The following is a 19,411-nucleotide window of genomic DNA, read 5'->3' as shown; positions in this document are numbered from 1 at the left end:
ATTGGGCTGGCACCGACGGAGTCACACCCCGCCGGCGCCGGCATCTGCATCAGAACGAGTACGAAACGCTTGCCGAGAGGAAGTCGCGATCACGCATCAGGTTGTTCGCGCCACCACCGTAGAAGGTCACCCACTGGATCCCGCCCTTCCAGGCGTCGCGGTAGTTCGCGAACAGCGACAGCGTCAGCGCCCTGCGGCCTTCCACGAAGGGCAGCCCGTTCGGCGTCGTGCCGCGCACGTCGTGGTACCAGTCGACCTGCGGCGTCAGCGTCACGCCCGAGCCCCACACGTTCGGGTAGTTCAGTGCCCCCTCGACCACGTAGCCCCACGAGGTCTTGTCGGGCAGCGAGTAGTCCGGCAGGAAGTAAGGCGTCACACCGCTGCGATCGAGCCCCGGGTAATGCGCGACCGCCGCCTCGGCCAGGATGAAGCCATCCGTCGCCCCCATCGCCTTCGCGAATCCGCCGAGCGGATCGTTGTGCGAGAAGGTGTAGAAGCCGGTGAGGTGGAACTGGTACTTCTCCTCCTCGACAAAGCCGGGGTTGCTGCCGCCGTCGCGGTAGATGCTGTACTTCCCGGCGAAGGGCACGGTCGGATCGATGCCTACGCTGTCCTTCGGCCGATACGACAGCTCGGCACCGACCGCGACGTTCGCGAGCTTCGTGTTTGCCGAGATCGCGTACAGATCCTTGTCCTCGCCGTAGGCGATGAAGTAGCCGGTGACGGCGCCCAGGCTGTTGCCCGTGAAACCCAGGAAGGGCAGCTTGTCGTGGTAGCGCTGGTACGTGAAGGCGAACTCGGCATCGATCTCCTCCGCGTTGTAGCGGAAGTTCACGCCGTACTGGCCGGTGTTCTTCGGCTTGTCGGTGCGCAGATAGGGCACGGCGATCCCTGCCGCGACAGCGTCGGCATCCGAGATGCCCGGGTTGTCGCCGCAGCGCCCGTTCGGCAGGCCCGCACACGCTCCCGGGCCCGCAAAGTCCTCGATGATGCTAGTCGGCACGTAAGCCACGCGCCGCCCCTTGCCCAGCACGTCCGCCGCGGAGAAGAAGGTTCCCACCGGGTCGAACTTGAAGCCATTCCAGCCGAACTGGTAATACGCCTCCGCGCCCAGCTTCTCCGTGAGACCCAGCGAACCCGACAGCATCGGCGCGGGAATGAAGATCTCCTTCAGCTGCGTGCCCGGCACGTGGAACTTCTGCAGGTCGATCGCGTTGATCTGGTTCACGCCGCCGATGATGAAAATGTCCTCGCCCCAGGAGATCACCTGGTTGCCGAGTTTCACCTTGCCGCGTCGCTCGCCGACGGTGAATTCCTTCGCGACCCAGGCATCGAGCAGCGTCATCTCGCCCGACGCCTCGTCCGCGACCGAAGTGCGCCGCGTGTCGTCCGATTTCGTATCGACGAACCAGTTGAAACGCGCCAGCGCGCTCCAGCCGCCCGGATACTTCAGCGACAGGTCGTGCGTGCCCTTCAGCACCGCGGAGACGATGTCGTTCTTCTTGTAGTTCAGGTTGCCGTCGTCGAAGTTCGTGAAGTTGAAGTCCGCATTGGCGTAGCCGTTCCCCGCCTGCTTCCTCATCAACTCGTTGTTCGTCGTGTTGTTGCAGCCCCCGCTGTCGTTGCCGATGGTCTTGCACCCCGGCGACTGCAGGCGGCTGATCACCCCGTACGACACCGTGCTGTCGAAACTGCCCGAGACCCCCTCCTCCGAACCGAAGCGAAACGCGTGGCTTGCCGGCGACCAGCAGGCCGCCGCAACCGCAACTGCCAGGATCGAAGGCGCGAGCGGGCCCCGACGATGCGAAATCGTCATTGTTTTCATGGATTTTCTCCCTCGGGTGGGTGGCGGTCAGCGCTCGCCGCGGCGGCGCATTTCGTCCTGCGTGAAGTTCGCGGCGGTGATCCGGCCGTCCTTCGCGGCGGTCAGATCCAGCACCTCGCCTTCGGCGGTCCAGTTATCGACCACGTAGCGGCGTGCCACCAGGTCGTACATCTGCGTCTCATACGCCATGCACGCCCCCACTTCCGGCGCCGCCCACAGGCTGCCTTCCTGCACGCGCCACAGGTTGCCCTTGGCGTCGTACATGTCGACCTGCAGCAGCGCCCACGAATCCTCGTCGAAGTGGAACACCCGCTTCGCGAAGGAATGCCGCTTGTCCGCCTTCACCGTCGCTTCCACCACCCACACGCGATGCGGCTCGTAGCGCATCAGGTCGCGCTTGACATACTCCGGCCCGAGCATGTCCTTGAACTTCTGCTTCTTGTCGATCAGCCGATAGGAGTTGTACGACACGTACATCTCCCTCTTGCCCACCAGCTTGTAGTCGTAGCGGTCCAGCGCGCCCGTGAACATGTTGATCTGGTCGACGAAGTACAGGTTGTCGAAACCCGCGATGGGGTTGTCATAGGCGAAAGTCGGCGAGCGGCGAACGCGGCGCTGGCCGGGGAAGTAGATCCACGCATCCTGCGGCTTGTCGATGTAGGCGTGGATCAGGTAGCCCTCGCCCGCACGCGACGGCGGCGTCAGCACGTCGTACAGCAGCTTCGACTCCACGCCCCCCACGTCCGCCGGCCCGGTCACCTTCGGGTCGTTGAACGGGTACATCTCGTACGCCCACTGCTTGTTCTCGACGTAGCTGCCGTCCTTCTCCGGCATCAGCGCCGAGATCTGCGCGCGCCGGCCCAGTCCCGTGTAGCGCAACTTGTAATTCCACATCACCTCGGCGCCCGACTTCGGCACCGGGAAAGGCACGCCCGCGCCGAACACCTGCTCGAGCTGCCAGCCGTCCGCGCCCAGCTTCGCGGCCGTCGCGTTCTTCTTCGTCTGTGCGGCCACGAAATCCGGCACCGGACAGCTGCGCCGGCTCGGATAGACGTCCATGCGATAACCCTTGTACGCCTTGATCAGCGCGATCTGGCCGGCCGACAGCTTGTCCGCGTACTTGTCGAGGTTGGCCGCGTCGATCGAGAACAGCGGCTTGTCGTCCTTGAAGGGATCCAGATGGCCCGGCTTCCAGCCCGCAGGCACCTGCGTCATCCCGCCGTTCCACGCCGGAATCGCGCCATCCTTGCTCGCAGCCACCTCCGCGCCGATCGGCGTCAGGCTCTTGCCCAGCGTCGCCGCTTCCGCCTCGGTCGCCGCCGCCCGCACTGCCCCGCTGCCCAGCGCTGCGGCAAGCGTGATGCAGATGAGCGCAAGGCGAGGGAATCTCCTCGTCCTGGTAGTCATGTTGTCGTCTCCTCACTTGATGTGATGTGCCGTTCGGTTCGGCTTTTTTTCCGGCTGCCCCAGCCGCGTCCTCACGCGGCGGCACAACCGATGGAGGCGATTGTAGGAAGCAGCTTCCCGGAGCCGTTATCCGAAATTGGCAATCCGTGCGGAGACCACCGCAGCGAACCCCTACGAACCGTGCGACGCGCTTCATTAGGAAGATTTCACTGTTCGGCGTGCGACTTTTGTATTAGTTTTAAAAAACAATCAAAGCCATAACTACAAACGGCCCTTTCCGGTCAGGAGACAATCGGAAAATGGATGCTCACACCCTCGCCGGACGCGAAGGCATTGCGCCCACCGCCGGCGACGACGCGTATTCCGTCGTTCATCTCGACACACGCGACGCAGACGACCACGCAGCCTGCCTGCAACACTGGAAACAGCGCTACGACCAGCTTTCCGCCGGCACCTTCACCGGGCGCTTCCACGAATTCTGGTTCGACAACGTGCAGGTTTTCCGCGAACGGACCAATCAGGTCGTGCACGAAATCGGCACGTCCTGGGAAGGCTCGCGCACGATCGGCGTGCCGGTCGAACTCGACGGCACCGGCTGGTACTGCGGCGAATCGTGCGAGCTCGACTCCATCATCACCCTCAAGGGCGGGGAAGACCTCGACTACCGCACCCCGCGCCTGCACGACATCGTCGCCGTGACGACGGACGTCGAAGCCTTCACCGACTACGCCTTCCGCGTCGAACACCGCGACGTGGAAGCCGAAATCGGCAAGCGACGGATCATCCCCGCGACCTCCGACCAGGCCGCAACGCTGCGCGCCTTCCTCCTCACGGTGCTCGCCAGCCTCGAAGCCACGCCCGACCTGCTGCGCCACCCGCAGATGCGCAAGGGGCTGGAACAGGCGATCTACGCAAGCATCGTTGCAGCCATCACGCCGCGCGAAGATACGCCGCGGCCCGCGACGCCCTGCCGCACGCGCCAGCTCATCGTCGACCGCGCCCGCGAATACATGCGCGCGCATATCGACGCACCGATCACCGTCGCCGACCTATGCACCGAGCTGCGCGTGTCCCGCCGCACACTGCAATACAGCTTCCAGGACATCCTCAACCTGAACCCCGTCAGCTTCCTGCGCGCCTTGCGCCTCAACGGCGTGCGCCGCGAACTGAAATCCGCCGACCCGGCCAGCCACCAGATCGCCGACATCGCCGCGCGCTGGGGCTTCTGGCACCTGTCGCACTTCGCGTCGGACTACCGGGCCATGTTCGGCGAACTGCCTTCGGAAACGCTGCGCCAATCGGCACCCGCTCCCCACGTATAGGCGGAGCGGACGCGCTCGGGCCACCTCACGCCACCTTGAAGCGGCTCACGTCCGTAAGCAGCTGCTCCGCGAGGCTCTCGAGCCGATCCGCCGTCCGGTGGCTTTCCACGGCAATCGCGCTGTTCTCCTCGGCCATGCGCGCAATCGTTTCCACGTTGCGCGCAATCTCCGTCGACGCCACACTCTGCTCGCGCAGCGCATCTGAGATCTCGGCCACGGTTTCCACGACCCGTCCCGCCTCGTCGCGGATGCTCGCCATCGCGACACCCGCCTCCTGCGCGCGGGCAACGCCCGTATTCACCTGCGTCACGCCGCCCTGCATGCTGGTTACTGCACCGCGCGCATCGCGCTGAATCGCCCCGACCATCTGCGCGATCTCCTGCGTCGAATGCGTCGTGCGCTCGGCCAGCTTGCGCACCTCGTCCGCCACCACCGCAAAGCCGCGCCCCTGCTCACCCGCGCGGGCCGCCTCGATCGCCGCGTTCAGCGCCAGCAGGTTCGTCTGGTCGGCGATCTCCTTGATCACGTTCACGATCGCCGAAATCCGTTCCGAACTGCGGTCCAGCTCGACAATGGTATCGGCCGACCCGGACACCGCGCGCGCGATCTCCCCGATATCGGCGACCACCGACTCGACGACCTCGCCCCCTTCGCCCGACAGCCTGCCCGAACGTCGCGCGAGCTCGTTCGCGTTGCTTGCGTTGCCGGCGATGTGGTCGATGCCCACCGTCATCTCCTCCACCGCCGCCGCCATGCTCGACGCCGCCTCGCTCTGCCGCTGCGAAGAAGTGTCGATCTGGCGCGCCGACTCCACCATGCCGCGCGCCGTCTCCGCCACCTGGCCGGAATTGCTCTGGATGCTCGTGATCAGGCGGCACATCGTCGACGCCATGTCGTTGAAACTGTCGGCGATCATGTGCAGCTCGTCACGAGCCTGCAGTTTGATCGCGGTCGTCAGGTCGCCGGACGCCAGCCGGTGGCTGCCTTCGGCGAGCCGCTTCACGCTGCCCATGATCGACAGATACACCCCGATCGAAAGGTAGGCGATCGCGACGGCCACGACCACCAGCACGGCGATGTTGAAATACAGCACGCGCCGGGCCTCGGCGATCCGGTGCCGCAGCAGCTCGTCCAGCGTCGGCAGCAGGATCTCGTTCATCTGCCCGTACCCCACCGAGATCGCCTCGGTGGCCATCCCGAAGTACGCCGACGCCGCAGTGCCCTGCAGGTCGCCCGCCAGAATCTGGCGCACCACGCCGCTGACGTTGGCGAGCTTGCCGTTCATTTCCGCGAACGACGACTCCAGCCGCTGCGCGAGATCGGGCCGCTGCGTGACGATCTTGCGGATGTTGGACTCGAGATCGCCCACCGCCCCGCCCACGTCGTTCGCGAGCACGCTCACGTCGAGCTTGCCCGCTTCGTCGATCGTGCCGCGCGCGAGCGCCCCTGCCCCCTTGGCGCGCAACCGGCCGATGCGCTCGAGCAGGTAGGGCGTGCGGACCACCGCCGTCGACATCAGGTAGTAACTGTCCTGCTGCGGATCGAAGGTCAGGCCATACTCGTCCGCGACCGCAATCTGGAAATCCAGCAGATTCTGGATCAGCCGCGTATGCGTCTGGAAATTCTCGGGCTGGCTCAGCTTCAGCCCCTCCCGCGCCAATCCGTTCCAGCGCGAACGGATGTCACTCCAGTCACGTTTGCGCAGCGCTTGCGGGAGCGCCGCCTCCAGCATCTCGATCGCGCGATCGACCTCGACGGCCTTGTCGGCGCGCGTCGCCGTCGCACTCTCCAGCCCCCCGAGCACCGCCGAGGACAGGCCACGATGCTGCTGCATCAGCTCGACCACCCTGGAAATCGGCCGCGACAGGTCCGAAGCGACAAGCTCGCGCTCCGTCCGCTCGATCGTCGCATTCAACTGGCGCGCGAGGGTGAGCATCAGGCTGGTGAAGGCCACCAGGATGATCAGGCCCAGCAGCCCGAACTTCACCGGGTAACTGCACCGATTCATCAAACCCACTGCAGGTGCAAAAATCAGCTTCACGATCCTCTCCACGAACAGGTCCCCACATCGTCGGGCGGCCAACGGAAATCCGTCGCATCTCCTTCGGCGATCGGGATATGCGTTTTTTGTCAGCGTATTGGGATTTGTCCGAGAAGTACGTGATCCGCATCAAAAACACACCGGCACACCATGCATTCGTCACGCATCCGGACCTTCGCGTGCCCACGTCCCCGCTGCCGGCTCCGGCACGGGCTTTTCCAAACCCGCCGCACGCTGCACAATTGCGCCCTTTTTGCCAAACGGAGACGCCCAAGATGAAGACCCGCCAGGTCCTGACCCTCGACGACGCGCGCAAGATTGCCGCCACGGCCGAAGCCGAAGCCCTGCGCAACGGCTGGGCGGTCACGATCGCGATCTGCGACGAAGGGGGCCACCTGCTGTGGTTGCAGCGCCTGGACAACGCGCCCCCGTCGAGCGCCTACGTCGCGCCCGAAAAGGCCCGTACCTGCGTCATGATGCGCAAGCCCAGCAAGGCCATCGAGGACATGGTCAACAACGGCCGCTTCGCCGGTCTCGGCCTGCCCGTCACGCCGCTCGAAGGCGGCGAGATGATCGTCGTCGGCGGCGAGGTGATCGGTGCCGTCGGCGTCTCCGGCGTCAAGTCCTCGGACGACGCACAGATCGCGCGCGCCGGCATCGCGGCGATCGGAGCCGCGTACAGCCTCTGATTGCTGCACGGGCGGCCGCAACGCACGCGGGGGGGCAAAATCACCTATTGATCACCCCGCGGCAAACCCCCACAATCCTTTCGGCATTATGCCGGCCGCACAACCGCAGTCGGCACTGCCGCCAGGACGAGCGCGACATCGATCGACGGGCGGAGGGCAAACCCGTTTCCGCCGGCCGGCAGGAAGAACCGCCGCGGCGCAAACTCGCGAAACCGCTCGAAACGCCCTTCGCCGTCGAGGGCCCCGTCGCTACGCCCCCCGACCAGAGCCCCGGCAGGGTAAACTTTCACGAACAACATCCAACCGGGATCGCGATGAAGGATTTCGAATCTCAGGCACGAGCATTCGGCGAGCAGATCGAGGCCGAAATTGCCGAAGGCCATCTCAGCTTCCCGACCTCCCTCGACGTCTCGCTGCGCATCAAGCGACTCGCCGACAGCCCTGCGTCCTCGCTCGAAGAGATCGCGGCGGCGGTCAAGACCGAACCCGTCCTCAGCGCCAAGACCGTGCGCATGGCGAACGCCGTCACACTGAACCCCTACGCCACCCCCATCACCAACGTCGCCGATGCCGTGCGTCGCATCGGCCTTGCGTCACTGCGCTGCCTTGCCTTCGCGGTGGCGGCCGAGCAGCTCGCACAGGATCACCGCTCGCCGAAAATGCGCACCATCGCCTCCGGGCTGTGGATGCACTCGGTCGATGTCGCCGCCTGGTCCTGCGCCATTGCCCGCGAACTGCGCACCGTGAATCCCGACACCGCGATGTTCGCTGGCATGATGACCGACATCGGGCAGTTCCTGCTGCTGGCCCGCGCCGCCGACTATCCCGCCCTCGCTGAAGACCTGCCGCGCTTCGCCGAATTCGTCACCACGTGGAATACACCCGTCAGCCAGTCGGTACTCGAAGTGTTCGAATTGCCGGAAGAAATCCTGGATGCCTTCGAACACGGCGCGCCCTGCGCCGGCTCATGGCCCCCCGCCAGCCTCGCGGCGATCCTCTTCGTCGCAACTCACGCCGTCGACACCCCGAATCCCTTCGACAAGCTCATGGGGCTGAAACACCGTACCGACCTCCCCGATTCGGCCATCCCCGGCATCGACCAGCGGAATCTCGACCATCTGCTTGAATCCACCCGCGAAAACCGCCAGCTGATCCTGGCTGCGCTCTGCGGCTGACGCCCCCGTGCGCGTCACCCTCGTTCACCCCGCCGGTTTCAACTTCGTCCCCGGACAGCCCGACTTTTCGGTGCTGGCCAACCGCATGGCGCCGATCGGCATCCTGTCGCTCGCCGCCTGGCTGGACAAGCACGGGCACGAAACCGCCGTCCACGACTGCCTCGGACCGTTCGCGCCGGCCGGCATCGCAGCCAACGTCGACGCCATCCTCGCCACCGACCCCGAACTCGTCGGTTTCTCGGCGACGACCTCGGCATTCATGGACGCCATCGACATGGCGACAAGCATCCGGCAGCGGCGGCCGGACATCCGCATCGTGCTCGGCAACGTCCACGCCTCCTCGATCGGCGCGCCGCTGCTCGAGCACTTCCCCGAGATCGACTACCTGTGCATCGGCGAAGGCGAAGGTCCCCTGCTCGACCTCGCCGACGGCAAGCCCCCGGCCGCGATCGACAACCTCGTGTGGCGCGACGGCCCGCGCGTCGTCGCCAACCCGCGCCGGCAGCGCATCCTCGATCTCGACGAACTGCCCTTCCCCGCCTACGAAAAACTCGCCGGCTTCCCCGCCGGCTACCACCTGCCGCTCTTCTCGTACGCCAAACGCCACGGCGCCACGATGATCACCTCGCGCGGCTGCCCCTACACCTGCTCGTTCTGCGACCGCACCGTGTTCGAACGCCTCTACAAGGTCAACTCCGCCGCCTACATCTACGCGCACATGAAGCACCTGCGCGACAGGTTCGGCGTGCACCACATCAATTTCTACGACGACCTGTTCACCGCCAGCCGCAAGCGCGTCGACGAACTGTGCTGCCTGCTCATCGAAAAGCCCCTGGGCATGCAGTTCAACTGCGCGATCCGCACCGGCCACACCTCGGAAGAGATGCTGCACCAGCTCAAGCGCGCCGGCGCGCTGATGGTCTCGCTCGGCATCGAGTCGGCCGACCCCGCGATGATGGAACGCCACAAGGCCGGCGTCACGCTCGACGCCGTGCGCGACACCGTCTGCAAGATCCACGCCGCCGGGCTGCGCGCCAAAGGCCTCTTCATCTTCGGCCTGCCCGGGGAAACGCCGCAGACGCTACGCGCGACCAGCGACTTCATCCTCTCGCTGGACCTCGACGAGATGAACATGACCAAGTTCAGCCCCATGTACGGCGCGCCGATCTGGGATGAATGCGCCGACGGCAGCAGCGGCGATTTCCGCGAAGACTGGCGCCTGATGAACTGCCTCAACTTCGTCTACCGTCCCGAAGGCTTCGCCTCGCGCGAGGAGATGGACGCCCTCTACAACTGGCACATCCGCCGCTTCTACGACAGCAAGGGCTACCGCCACCGCTTCGCCCACCGCGTGTGGGAACACCGCTGGAGTCTCTGGCACCTGGTCAGGAACCTCCCGCGCGTAGTCAAGGCAGCCCGCTACTTCAGTGCCAACCGCGCCCAGCTCGAAGCCGCGCGCCGCGACTTCCCCGCCCACCCGCGCCAGCCCGCAGGACTGAAGGCCCGGCTCGGCCACGCTGCGCAGCGAGTTGTCATCGCCCCGCGCGGCGCATAAGATTACCGGTCTTGACGTCCCTACAACGGCGTGCACACGCCAAGCCCGAGCAGGTACCCGATGACAGAGGAAGCATTCGACCACGTCACCAGCCTGCAGATCCGCCTCACGGAGCTCCGCAACGAGCACCGCGACCTTGACGACGCCATCACGCGCCTGCAGGGCTCCCCGCAGGAAGACGAACTGCTGCTGCGCCGCCTCAAGAAGCGCAAGCTTGCGCTCAAGGACCGCATCTCCGTGATACAGCGCATGCTCGACCCCGACGAACTGGCGTGAGCTCCGCTCGCGCCGAGGACATGAACCGGCACCGCCGATGACCCAGCCCAAGACCTTCGGACCCGAAACCCTCGCACTCCACGCGGGCCAGTCTCCCGACCCCGCCTTCGGCGCCCGCGCCGCCCCGATCTACTTCACGACCAGCTACGTCTTCCCGGACACCGACCACGCGGCGGCGCTGTTCAACCTTGAGCGTCCGGGCCACGTCTACACGCGCATCTCCAACCCGACCAACGCAATGCTCGAGGAGCGCATCGCCGCCCTCGAAGGCGGGGTCGGTGCCATCGCGGTCGCGAGCGGCCAGGCGGCCCTGCACCTCGCGATCACGACCCTGATGGGCACCGGCGGCCATATCGTCGCCTCGCACGCGCTGTACGGCGGCTCGCACAACCTGCTCGCCTACACCCTGCCGCGCTTCGGCATCACGACCACCTTCGTCGATCCGCAGGACCCGGACGCCTGGCGCGCCGCCGTCCGCCCCGAGACGCGCCTGTTCTTCGGCGAATCGCTCGGCAACCCCGGCCTCGACGTGCTCGACATCCCCGCGGTCGCCGACATCGCGCACGCCCATCGCATCCCCCTGCTGGTCGACGCGACCCTCGTCACGCCCTGCCTGCAACGCCCGCTCGCACTCGGCGCCGACCTCGTACTGCACTCGGCGACCAAATTCCTCGGCGGCCACGGCGTCGCGGTCGGCGGCCTGCTCGTCGACGGCGGGCGCTTCGACTGGGAAGCTTCCGGCCTCTTCCCGACACTCACCGAACCCTACGACGGCTTCCACGGCATGGATTTCGCCGAGGAGTCGCCCATCGCCGCCTTCCTCCTGCGCGCCCGGCGCGAAGGCTTGCGCGACTTCGGCGCCTGCCTGTCGCCGATGAACGCCTTCCAGATCCTGCAGGGCATGGAAACCCTGCCGCTGCGCATGCGCGCCCACGTCGCCAACGCGCGCACGGTCGCCGAGCACCTCGCGGCCCATCCCCTCGTCGCGCAGGTCGCCTGGCCCGGCCTCGCCAGCCATCGCGACCACGCGCTCGCCGCCCGCCTGCTCCCCGACGGCGCCGGCTCGGTGCTGTCCTTCGAACTGAAAGGCGGCCGCGCCGCCGGCCGCGCCTTCATCGAGGGTCTGCGCGTGTTCTCCCACCTCGCCAACGTGGGCGACGCCAAGTCCCTCGTCATCCACCCCGCGAGCACCACCCATTTCCGCATGTCCGCGCAGGACCTCGCCGCCGCAGGCATCGGCGAAGGCACCGTGCGCCTGTCGGTCGGGCTCGAGAGTGCCGACGACCTCATCGAAGACCTCAACCGCGGCCTCTACGCCGCCAGCCGCGTCGTGCAGGGTTAAGCCATGGAACTGAGCGTCAACGACACGTCCACCTACCTCTACACCGGCGGCCGCCCCTTCGACCGCCAGCAACCCGTCGTCGTCCTGATCCACGGCGCCGGCCACGACCACAGCGTGTGGAACTTCCAGGCCCGCCAGCTCGCCCACCACGGCTTCGCCGTGCTCGCGCCCGATCTGCCCGGCCACGGACGCACGCCGGGCACCCCGCTGCCCACCATCGAGGCCCTGGCGGACTGGGTCGAAGCCCTGCTCGACGCCGCGGGGGTCGTCCACGCCGCTCTCGCCGGCCACAGCATGGGTTCGCTCGTCGCCCTGCAGACGGCCACACAGGCACCCGCGCGCATCACCCGGCTCATCCTGATCGGCAGCGTCGCGCCCATGCCCGTCGCGCCACCGCTCCTCGAAGCCGCCGCGCACGAGCGCAATGCCGCGCACGCAATGATCAACCAGTGGTCCTACACGCCCGCCTCGCAACTCGGCGCGAGCCCCGTTCCCGGCGTTTTCCTCACCGGCCTCAACCAGCGCCTGATGGAACGCCAGCGCGAAGGCGTGCTCGCAAACGACCTCTCTGCGTGCAACGCTTACCAGGGCGGCCTCGAAGCCGCCGCGCGCATCGCCATTCCCTGCGCGATGCTGTGCGGCGAACGCGACCAGATGACGCCCCGCAAGGCCGTCAAGCCCTTGCAGGAAGCGCTCGCCAAGGTTCCCGGCGGCGCGCGTATGATAGTGATCAAAGACGCCGGTCATGCGATGATGGCCGAAGCGCCCGATGCGGTGGGCGATGCCATGCGAGGCTTCCTGACCAGCACCTGAAAAAACATAACAGGGAAGCCCCGTTCGCTGCCGCACGACAAGACCCCCAACAGGAGAGAGCCATGTCGCAGCAGAACGATACGGGTACGGCAGCTGAAGAACCAGTCTTTCCGACCGTCCGCGAAGTCGATGCGGGCGCCCCCCTGCGCTGGATAGGGCGCGGAATAGACGATTTCCGCGCCTGTCCGATTCCCAGCCTGTTCTACGGCTTCTGTTTCGCAGCGATGGGCCTGCTTGTCACGATGGTGTTCGAGCACGCCTACGAATACACCGCCGCAATGACATCCGGATTCCTGCTACTCGGCCCCTTCCTCGCGATGGGGCTGTACGAGATCAGCCGCAGGCGCGAAGAAGGACAGGACTGCGCCCTGCTGCCGACCCTCACCGTATGGCGGCGCAACGCCGGCAACATCGGCATCTTCGCGGTCGTCCTCGGCGTGGTCTTCCTCGTCTGGGCACGCGCGTCGCTGGTCATCTTCGCCCTCTTCTACACCAACGAGCTCCCCAACCTCAGCGGCTTTCTCAACCAGCTGGTGACGCTTGAAAATCTCGAGTTCCTGCTCGTCTATTTCAGCGTCGGGCTGCTGTTCGCGTGCATCGTGTTCGCTGCGAGCGTGATCTCCGTCCCCCTCATGCTCGACCGCAACCAGGACGCCATAACCTCGATGCTCGCAAGCATCGGAGCGCTCGCCCGCAATCCAGGCGCGATGATCGTATGGGCCTCCATTATAGTCATATTGACTATAATCGGATTCCTCAGCTTCCATCTCGGGCTGGTGGTATTGATGCCCCTCGTCGGCCATGCAAGCTGGCACGCCTACCGCGACCTCGTCGCCCCCACCGGCGACGCCCCGCCACCGACCGGCGCCCCTTGAACAAGCCCCTTGAACAAGCCCCTTGAATAAGCCCCTTGGACCACCGTCATGCATTCCGCCCAGGAACTCGTCGCCAACGTCATCACGCTTGCCTCGTTGCCGACCGTCTATCTGCGCATTCGCGATGAACTCGATGCGCCGACGGGTTCGGTCGCCGGCGTAGCCCACGCCATCAGCGCCGACCCCGCAATCGCCTCCAGCCTGCTGCGCCTCGCCAACAGCGCCTTCTACGGCTATGGCGGAAAGATCGACACCATCTCGCGCGCCGTGACGGTCCTCGGCCTCCAGCAGGTGCACGACCTCGTCCTTGCCATATCGGTGAGCGGTGCCTTTTCCCTGTTCGCCCCCCGCCACCTCGACATTCCGCGCTTCTGGCGTGGAAGCGTCATGCGCGGGCTCGCTGCACGCGAAATCGGCCGCAACCAGGGCATGATCGGCGTCGAGCGCTTATTCGTCATCGGACTGCTGTCCGACATCGGTCATCTCGTGATGTACCAGACGATCCCGGAACTCGCGCACGAAGCGCGCACCGTCGCAGCCGCCAACCGCGAACCGCTCCATGAAGCGGAACGTCGCATCGTCGGTTGCGACCACGCCGAGGTCGCAGCCGCCCTGATGGCGCACTGGCGCCTGCCGACGAGCTTCGTCGACATCATCGGTGCACAGACCACACCACGCCTCGGTGGCGACTATGTCTACGAGGCAGCGATGGTGCACGTGGCCGCGCGCATTGCCGCGGCCGACCAGGAAAACGAATCGAGCACCGCAGCCGCTGAACGCATCGACCCCATGATCTGGACCCTGCTCGAAATGGAGCCGGCCAGCCTGCGCCACATCCGCGAAAGCGCGGAACTCGACCTTGCGGGCTATACCGCGCTCTTCTTCCCCACCCTCGGCGACGAAAACTCACGCGCCTGAGCCAGCTTGCGCCAGCAGTCCGGATGCAGCGCCTCGAGCAACGCCAGGGTAAATGGAAGGGCCGCCTCCACCGCGTCCGCGGCGAGCTCCGACAAGCCCTCGCCCAACTCGAAGCGGGTGGCGCGTAACCCCAGAACGAAAGCCGGAGGCGGCTCCGCCCCCTCGATGCGCCGGAACACGTCCAGCACCGCCCCAGGCGACAGCGCATGGGAAAAACTCGACACAGGCCCTTTACCGACCGCTTCCGCGAACTCGAAAGGCACCTCCAATCCGCAGGCCGCGTCGATGAACAGCACCAGGTCCGCGCCGCGCAGCTCCAGCGCATGCTCGACCTGAAGCTGAAACTCGCACACGACCCGCGCACCCACCGGCAGATCACCCTCCAGCCGCTGCAATAACAAGGGTCCGGCCGCATCGTCCCCGCGCGATTCGTTGCCGGTAACGAAAACGACGAACCGGCCGGAGTCAGTCACGCACCACCCGATCCACGACCTCCCCGCCGGCGTCCGCAAGTTCCAGCACCAGCGGCATCTTGCCCAGCGCATGCGTCGCACAGGACAGGCACGGATCGTAAGCGCGGATCGCGACCTCGATGTGATTGAGCAAGCCCTCGGTCAGCTTCCGCCCATCCAGGTAACGGTGCGCGACTTCCCGCACTGCGGTATTCATCGCCTGGTTGTTGTGCGTCGTAGACACGATCAGGTTGCACATCGTGACGAGGTCGTCGTCACCGACCTGATAGTGGTGGATCAGCGTCCCGCGCGGCGCCTCGATGATGCCGACCCCCTCATTCCCGCGCACGCCCTCTGCCAGCAGCGCCCCCTCGAGCAGGTCGCCATCCCCCAACAGATCGCGGATCACTTCCGCCGCATGCAGCAGCTCGATCATCCGCGCCCAGTGATAGGCCAGCGTCGCCCTGACCGGTTCGCCCCTGCCGTGATCGATAAACTCACGGCGTTCGGCCTCGGCCAGCGGCGTCGGAATGAAATCGCAGTTCTGCACCCGCGCCAGCGGGCCCACCTGATACCACCCCTCGTCCGGCCCCAACTGCTCCAGGTACGGGAACTTCATGTAGCTCCAGGGCTTGACCTGCTCCCGGATGAGACTGCGATACGACTGGTCCGGCACCTTGTCGACCAGGATCTTGCCGTCCGCATCGCGGAAGCGCAGCGCCCCGTGATACAGGTCCATCGCCCCGTCGGCTCGCACCAGGCTCATCACGTTGGCGCGGAACCGTCCGAACTCGTCGTACAGGGCGGGATCGGCCCGATGCAGCCGCTTCACCAGCTCGACCGCCGCGCGGCTCCACTCCACCATGAGGTCGATCTCCGCCCGCAGCGCGTCCCGGTCCTCCACCCCGAGGTGCCGGTTCATCCCGCCGGGAACCGAGCCGGTACCGTGGATGCGCTTGCCGGCCGTCGCACGGATCACCTCCTGCCCGAACTTCCGCAGCAACACCCCCTGCCGCGCCACCTCCGGGTAAGCCCCCGCGACACCGACGATGTTGCGCTTGCCGACTTCGGATTCGAAGCCGAACAGCAGGTCCGGCGACGACAGGTGGAAGAAATGCAGGGCATGCGATTGCAGGATCTGCCCGTAATGCATCAGGCGGCGCAGCTTTTCCGCCGAGCGCGTAACCGGAACGCCCAGCACCCGGTCCATCGCCTTCGACGCCGCAAGGTGATGGCTCACGGGGCAGATGCCACACAGACGCTGCACCATCACCGGGACCTCCCAGTACGGGCGCCCCTGGATGAATACCTCGAAGCCGCGGAACTCCACGATGTGCAGACGCGCCTCGCGGACGTGGTCGTCATCGTCGAGGAGCAGCGTCACCTTGCCGTGCCCTTCGACCCGCGACACCGGGTCGATCACGACCCGGCGCAATTGCTCCCTGTCGGCAGCCGTTTCAAGCGACGAATCCATGCGTGGCCTCAATCGAAACGTAACAAGGGATGCGCCAGGCGCGGCGTGCGACCGCCGATCAGGTCGGTCAGGAACTTCCAGATCGCGTCGCCCGACGGCGGACATCCCGGGATGAAGTAATCGACCCGCACCACCTCGTGGATCGGGTGAACACGGTCGAGGAGCAGCGGCAGTTCGGGGTCATCCGGCACGCCACCTTCTTCGATGCCGTCGCGCTTAACGTACACCTGCTGAAGGCAGTCGCCGAGATCGAGATGGTTGCGCTGCGCCGGCAGACCGCCATTGATCGCGCAGGCCCCGACCGCGACGAGCGTCTTGCAGTTGCGGCGGAACTCGCGCAGCACATGCACGTTCTCGGCATTGCACACGCCCCCCTCGATCAGGCCGATGTCGCAGGGCCCGCAATGCTTGATGTCGGTCAGCGGCGAACGATCGAATTCCACAACCTTGGCCAGCTCGAGCAGGCGCTCGTCCATGTCCAGCAAGGACATGTGGCAGCCGAAACACCCCGCCAGCGAGGTCGTCGCAACACGCACACGAGGCATACCGATGCTGTCGCTCATTCGCCCTTCTCCATTGCAACCGTGCTGATCGACGCTTCGTCGTACTTGCGCTCGCCGATCGGCACCGCGAAGCCCACCCGCTTGCGCAGGATCACGCCGACGGGACAGATGTCCGCAGCCCGGTCGCCCACCGCGAAATCCGTATCGGCCAGCCGCCCCGACTCCGCATTCACGACCAGATGCTTGCGGATGCCGCGGTCGGTCAGCGCGAACACACCCTTGTGATCCACGTCGCGCGACGCCCGCACGCACAGCTCGCAGAAGATGCAGCGGTTGAAATCCAGCAGCACATCCGGATGCGACGCATCGACCGGCCGATCGGGGTAGAAATGCGCAAAGCGCGCACTGCTCATGTCCAGCTCGTAAGCCAGCGCCTGCAGCTGGCAGTTGCCGCTCTTCTCGCACGACGGGCAGAAATGGTTGCCCTCCACGAACAGCATCTGCAGCAGCGCCCTCCGCTCGCCGTTGATCTCCGGCGTGTCGCTCTCCACCTCCATCCCGTCCCGCGCGGGCAACGCGCACGACGAAACGTGGCGCCCGCCGACCTTCACGATGCACAGCTTGCACGAGCCGTGTGGCGGGAAATCCGGGTGCCAGCACAGGTGCGGAATGTAGTGACCGGCCGCGCGTGCGGCCTGAAGTATCGTCTGACCATCCTCGAACGGCACCGGCTGCCCGTCGAACAGGAATTTCCCTCCCATCGCTAAACCTCCTCCCGCCAGTCCAGGTGCGCGGCCGGATCATCACGGCCGGTCATGCGGCGCGCCGTCTCCAGCGCCGCATCGAGGTCGAACGCCGGCTTGAAGTCGAGCGAAACGAGTCGCCGTTCGTAGGCCGGCCGGAACTTGACCAGCGTATCGATCACCGGATTGGGCGCGCTCGACCCGAGCCCGCAATGGCTCGCATTCTTGAGCAGACGGTCCAGCCACTCGATGTCGGCCAGATCCATCTTCGCCCCCTTCCCGCTCGCGAGCTTGTCCATGTAACCCTTGAGCAGGGCCGTTCCGACACGGCACGGCGTACAGAACCCGCAGCTCTCGTGCGCAAAAAAATGCACGAAATTGCGCGCCATCTCGAACGGGTCGCGGCGTCCGTCGAACACCATGAAGGCACCAGCCGTCGGAACGTCCTCGAACGCGATGCGGCGGTGGAACTCGTGGCCTGCAATCGTCACGCCCGACGCACCGCCCACCTGCACGACCTGGGGATCGTGCGCGCCGCAGTCCTCGAGCACGTGCGCTATCGTCACGCCGAAGGGATACTCATACACCCCGGGATACGCACAGTCTCCCGAGATCGAAAGCAATTTCGTGCCCGTCGACTGCGCAGTCCCCGTCGCCGCGAACGCCGCACCGCCCTGCAGCGCGATCAGCGTCGTCTTCGCCAGCGTCTCGACGTTGTTCACCACCGTCGGTCGTCCGAGATAGCCATGCGTGACGGGGAACGGCGGCCTGATCCGCGGCGTGCCGCGCTTGCCTTCGAGCGATTCGAGCAAGGCCGTCTCCTCGCCGCACACGTAGGCTCCGGCGCCCAGATGGATGTCGATGTCGAAATCGAATCCCCCTTCGCCGAGGATCCGCGCCCCCAGCAGCCCCGCCGCACGCCGCACGGCCAGCACCGCCCGCAGGTGCTTCAGCAGGTAGCGATACTCTCCCCGCAGGTACAGCAAGCCTTGCCGCGCGCCCGTAGCCCACGCCGCCAGGGTCATCCCTTCGAATACGCGCTCAGCCTGACTCGCGAGCAGCACGCGATCCTTGAAGGTGCCCGGCTCGCCTTCGTCAGCGTTGCACACGACCACCTTGTCGGCCCCCGCCGCCTCGCTGCAGGCCATCCATTTCACCGCCGTCGAGAAGCCCGCCCCGCCCCGCCCGCGCAGCCCGGACATGCGCACTTCCTCGAGCCAGCCGTGCCGCCCGCGCACCATCGCCGCCTGCAGCGCCGCGCCCGGGACGAAATCCTCTCCGAGCAGCACCCCGCGCCGGCGGATGTTGTCATCGACGTGGAAATACTCCGCGGGCCACTCGGCCAATGGCGTGCCCGCAGCGACCAGCGATGCGATGCGCTCGACGCGCGCCTCGTCGAGCCGCGTCACGGCCAACCCATTGACCAGGATCGCAGGCCCCTGGTCGCCCATGCCCGTGCACGACGTCGTGTCTACGCTCGCCTCCCCGCCTGCCGAAACCTGTCCCGGCGCCACATCCAGCCGGCGGCAGAGACGCTCCATCAGTTCCCGGCTGCCCAGCATCCGGTCGATGATGTTGTCGGAGAAGAGGATGCGGTACCGACCGACGGGCTCCGCGTACAGGAAGCTGTAGAACCCGGCCACCCCCTCAACACGTGAGCGCGGCAAGTCGAGCAGTTCGGCAATCCGCGTCAGCGACTCCACCGGCAGGTGGCCGATGCCGTCCTGCGTTTCGATGAGAATCTGCAACAGTTGCGAGGGCTCTCGTCGATGGCGCTCGACAGCCCGCGCTGCTATCCGCTCGGCATCCTGCATGGGCAACTCCTGAGCATGCTCTATGCAAGAATTTTAGCAGCAAGTGATGCTGCAGCGCGTCGTCGACGCGGGAATCAAATATTTCCGCCGCATCGGTAGGACGAGCATTCCGCGACGCATCCCGACACCGTGCCGAAACCCTTTGGGGGCGCGACTTTCAGCGCCGAAGGTCACCCAAAAGGACTAC

At 66.1% G+C, this 19,411-nt stretch carries 17 protein-coding genes; 9 read left to right on the top strand and 8 right to left on the bottom strand.

The features are described 5' to 3' along the window. Window positions 1-49: 49 nt before the first annotated feature. A complete protein-coding gene (locus tag F464_RS0123170; RefSeq protein WP_018992250.1) occupies window positions 50-1,825 on the bottom strand; it encodes a DUF1302 domain-containing protein in 1,776 nt (591 codons plus the stop codon). A 27-nt stretch (window positions 1,826-1,852) separates the two neighbouring features. Continuing rightward, entirely contained in the window at window positions 1,853-3,232 is a 1,380-nt protein-coding gene (locus tag F464_RS0123165; protein WP_026296260.1) for a DUF1329 domain-containing protein, read from the bottom strand. 299 nt (window positions 3,233-3,531) lie between these two features. On the opposite strand from F464_RS0123165, the gene F464_RS0123160 reads away from it, so the two are divergent. Next, a complete protein-coding gene (locus F464_RS0123160) occupies window positions 3,532-4,554 on the top strand; it encodes a helix-turn-helix domain-containing protein (protein WP_018992248.1) in 1,023 nt (340 codons plus the stop codon). Window positions 4,555-4,579: 25 nt separating this feature from the next. Here F464_RS0123160 and F464_RS0123155 read toward each other — a convergent pair whose 3' ends face one another. Then, complete coding sequence (locus F464_RS0123155) at window positions 4,580-6,595, bottom strand: methyl-accepting chemotaxis protein (protein ID WP_018992247.1); 2,016 nt, start codon at window positions 6,593-6,595, stop codon at window positions 4,580-4,582. Window positions 6,596-6,870: 275 nt separating this feature from the next. Here F464_RS0123155 and F464_RS0123150 point away from each other — a divergent pair, with 275 nt between their 5' ends. From F464_RS0123150 to F464_RS0123110, 8 genes are all read left to right on the top strand, one after another. Next, entirely contained in the window at window positions 6,871-7,284 is a 414-nt protein-coding gene (locus tag F464_RS0123150; protein WP_018992246.1) for a GlcG/HbpS family heme-binding protein, read from the top strand. 314 nt (window positions 7,285-7,598) lie between these two features. Beyond that, window positions 7,599-8,459 carry an HDOD domain-containing protein gene (locus tag F464_RS0123140; RefSeq protein WP_018992244.1) on the top strand — a complete coding sequence of 287 codons (861 nt, stop codon included), beginning with the start codon at window positions 7,599-7,601 and terminating at the stop codon, window positions 8,457-8,459. A gap of 7 nt (window positions 8,460-8,466) precedes the next feature. Next, complete coding sequence (locus tag F464_RS0123135) at window positions 8,467-10,014, top strand: B12-binding domain-containing radical SAM protein (protein ID WP_018992243.1); 1,548 nt, start codon at window positions 8,467-8,469, stop codon at window positions 10,012-10,014. A gap of 60 nt (window positions 10,015-10,074) precedes the next feature. Next, the gene (locus tag F464_RS0123130; RefSeq protein WP_018992242.1) at window positions 10,075-10,290 is read left to right on the top strand and encodes a DUF465 domain-containing protein; all 216 of its coding nucleotides are present in this window, start codon (window positions 10,075-10,077) and stop codon (window positions 10,288-10,290) included. Between the two features lie 37 nt (window positions 10,291-10,327). Next, entirely contained in the window at window positions 10,328-11,632 is a 1,305-nt protein-coding gene (locus tag F464_RS0123125) for an O-acetylhomoserine aminocarboxypropyltransferase (protein WP_018992241.1), read from the top strand. A 3-nt stretch (window positions 11,633-11,635) separates the two neighbouring features. Beyond that, a complete protein-coding gene (locus F464_RS0123120; RefSeq protein ID WP_018992240.1) occupies window positions 11,636-12,445 on the top strand; it encodes an alpha/beta fold hydrolase in 810 nt (269 codons plus the stop codon). 62 nt (window positions 12,446-12,507) lie between these two features. After that, window positions 12,508-13,320 (top strand): DUF2189 domain-containing protein, encoded by an 813-nt coding sequence (locus F464_RS0123115; protein ID WP_018992239.1) that lies wholly within the window; start codon window positions 12,508-12,510, stop codon window positions 13,318-13,320. Between the two features lie 48 nt (window positions 13,321-13,368). After that, entirely contained in the window at window positions 13,369-14,238 is an 870-nt protein-coding gene (locus F464_RS0123110; RefSeq protein WP_018992238.1) for an HDOD domain-containing protein, read from the top strand. Here the strand turns inward: F464_RS0123110 and F464_RS29365 are convergent. The 5 genes from F464_RS29365 to F464_RS0123085 are packed head-to-tail and all read right to left on the bottom strand — an operon-like array spanning window position 14,187 to window position 19,224. Then, window positions 14,187-14,711 carry a hydrogenase maturation protease gene (locus F464_RS29365; protein ID WP_018992237.1) on the bottom strand — a complete coding sequence of 175 codons (525 nt, stop codon included), beginning with the start codon at window positions 14,709-14,711 and terminating at the stop codon, window positions 14,187-14,189. The two genes, F464_RS0123110 and F464_RS29365, sit on opposite strands and share 52 nt — an antisense overlap. Next, complete coding sequence (locus F464_RS0123100) at window positions 14,704-16,164, bottom strand: Ni/Fe hydrogenase subunit alpha (RefSeq protein WP_018992236.1); 1,461 nt, start codon at window positions 16,162-16,164, stop codon at window positions 14,704-14,706. Before F464_RS0123100 ends, F464_RS29365 begins: the two co-directional genes overlap by 8 nt. 8 nt (window positions 16,165-16,172) lie before the next feature. After that, on the bottom strand, window positions 16,173-16,727 hold the full coding sequence (locus F464_RS0123095; RefSeq protein ID WP_018992235.1) for an NADH-quinone oxidoreductase subunit B family protein: 555 nt from the start codon (window positions 16,725-16,727) through the stop codon (window positions 16,173-16,175). After that, on the bottom strand, window positions 16,724-17,428 hold the full coding sequence (locus tag F464_RS0123090) for a 2Fe-2S iron-sulfur cluster-binding protein (RefSeq protein ID WP_018992234.1): 705 nt from the start codon (window positions 17,426-17,428) through the stop codon (window positions 16,724-16,726). The genes F464_RS0123095 and F464_RS0123090 overlap by 4 nt, the downstream gene beginning before the upstream one ends. 2 nt (window positions 17,429-17,430) lie before the next feature. After that, window positions 17,431-19,224 (bottom strand): NAD(P)H-dependent oxidoreductase subunit E, encoded by a 1,794-nt coding sequence (locus tag F464_RS0123085; protein ID WP_026296258.1) that lies wholly within the window; start codon window positions 19,222-19,224, stop codon window positions 17,431-17,433. Window positions 19,225-19,411: the final 187 nt, after the last annotated feature.

Source organism: Aromatoleum toluclasticum ATCC 700605, assembly GCF_000378245.1.
Lineage (GTDB): Bacteria > Pseudomonadota > Gammaproteobacteria > Burkholderiales > Rhodocyclaceae > Aromatoleum > Aromatoleum toluclasticum.
This window is presented reverse-complemented; position numbering and strand designations above follow the sequence as displayed.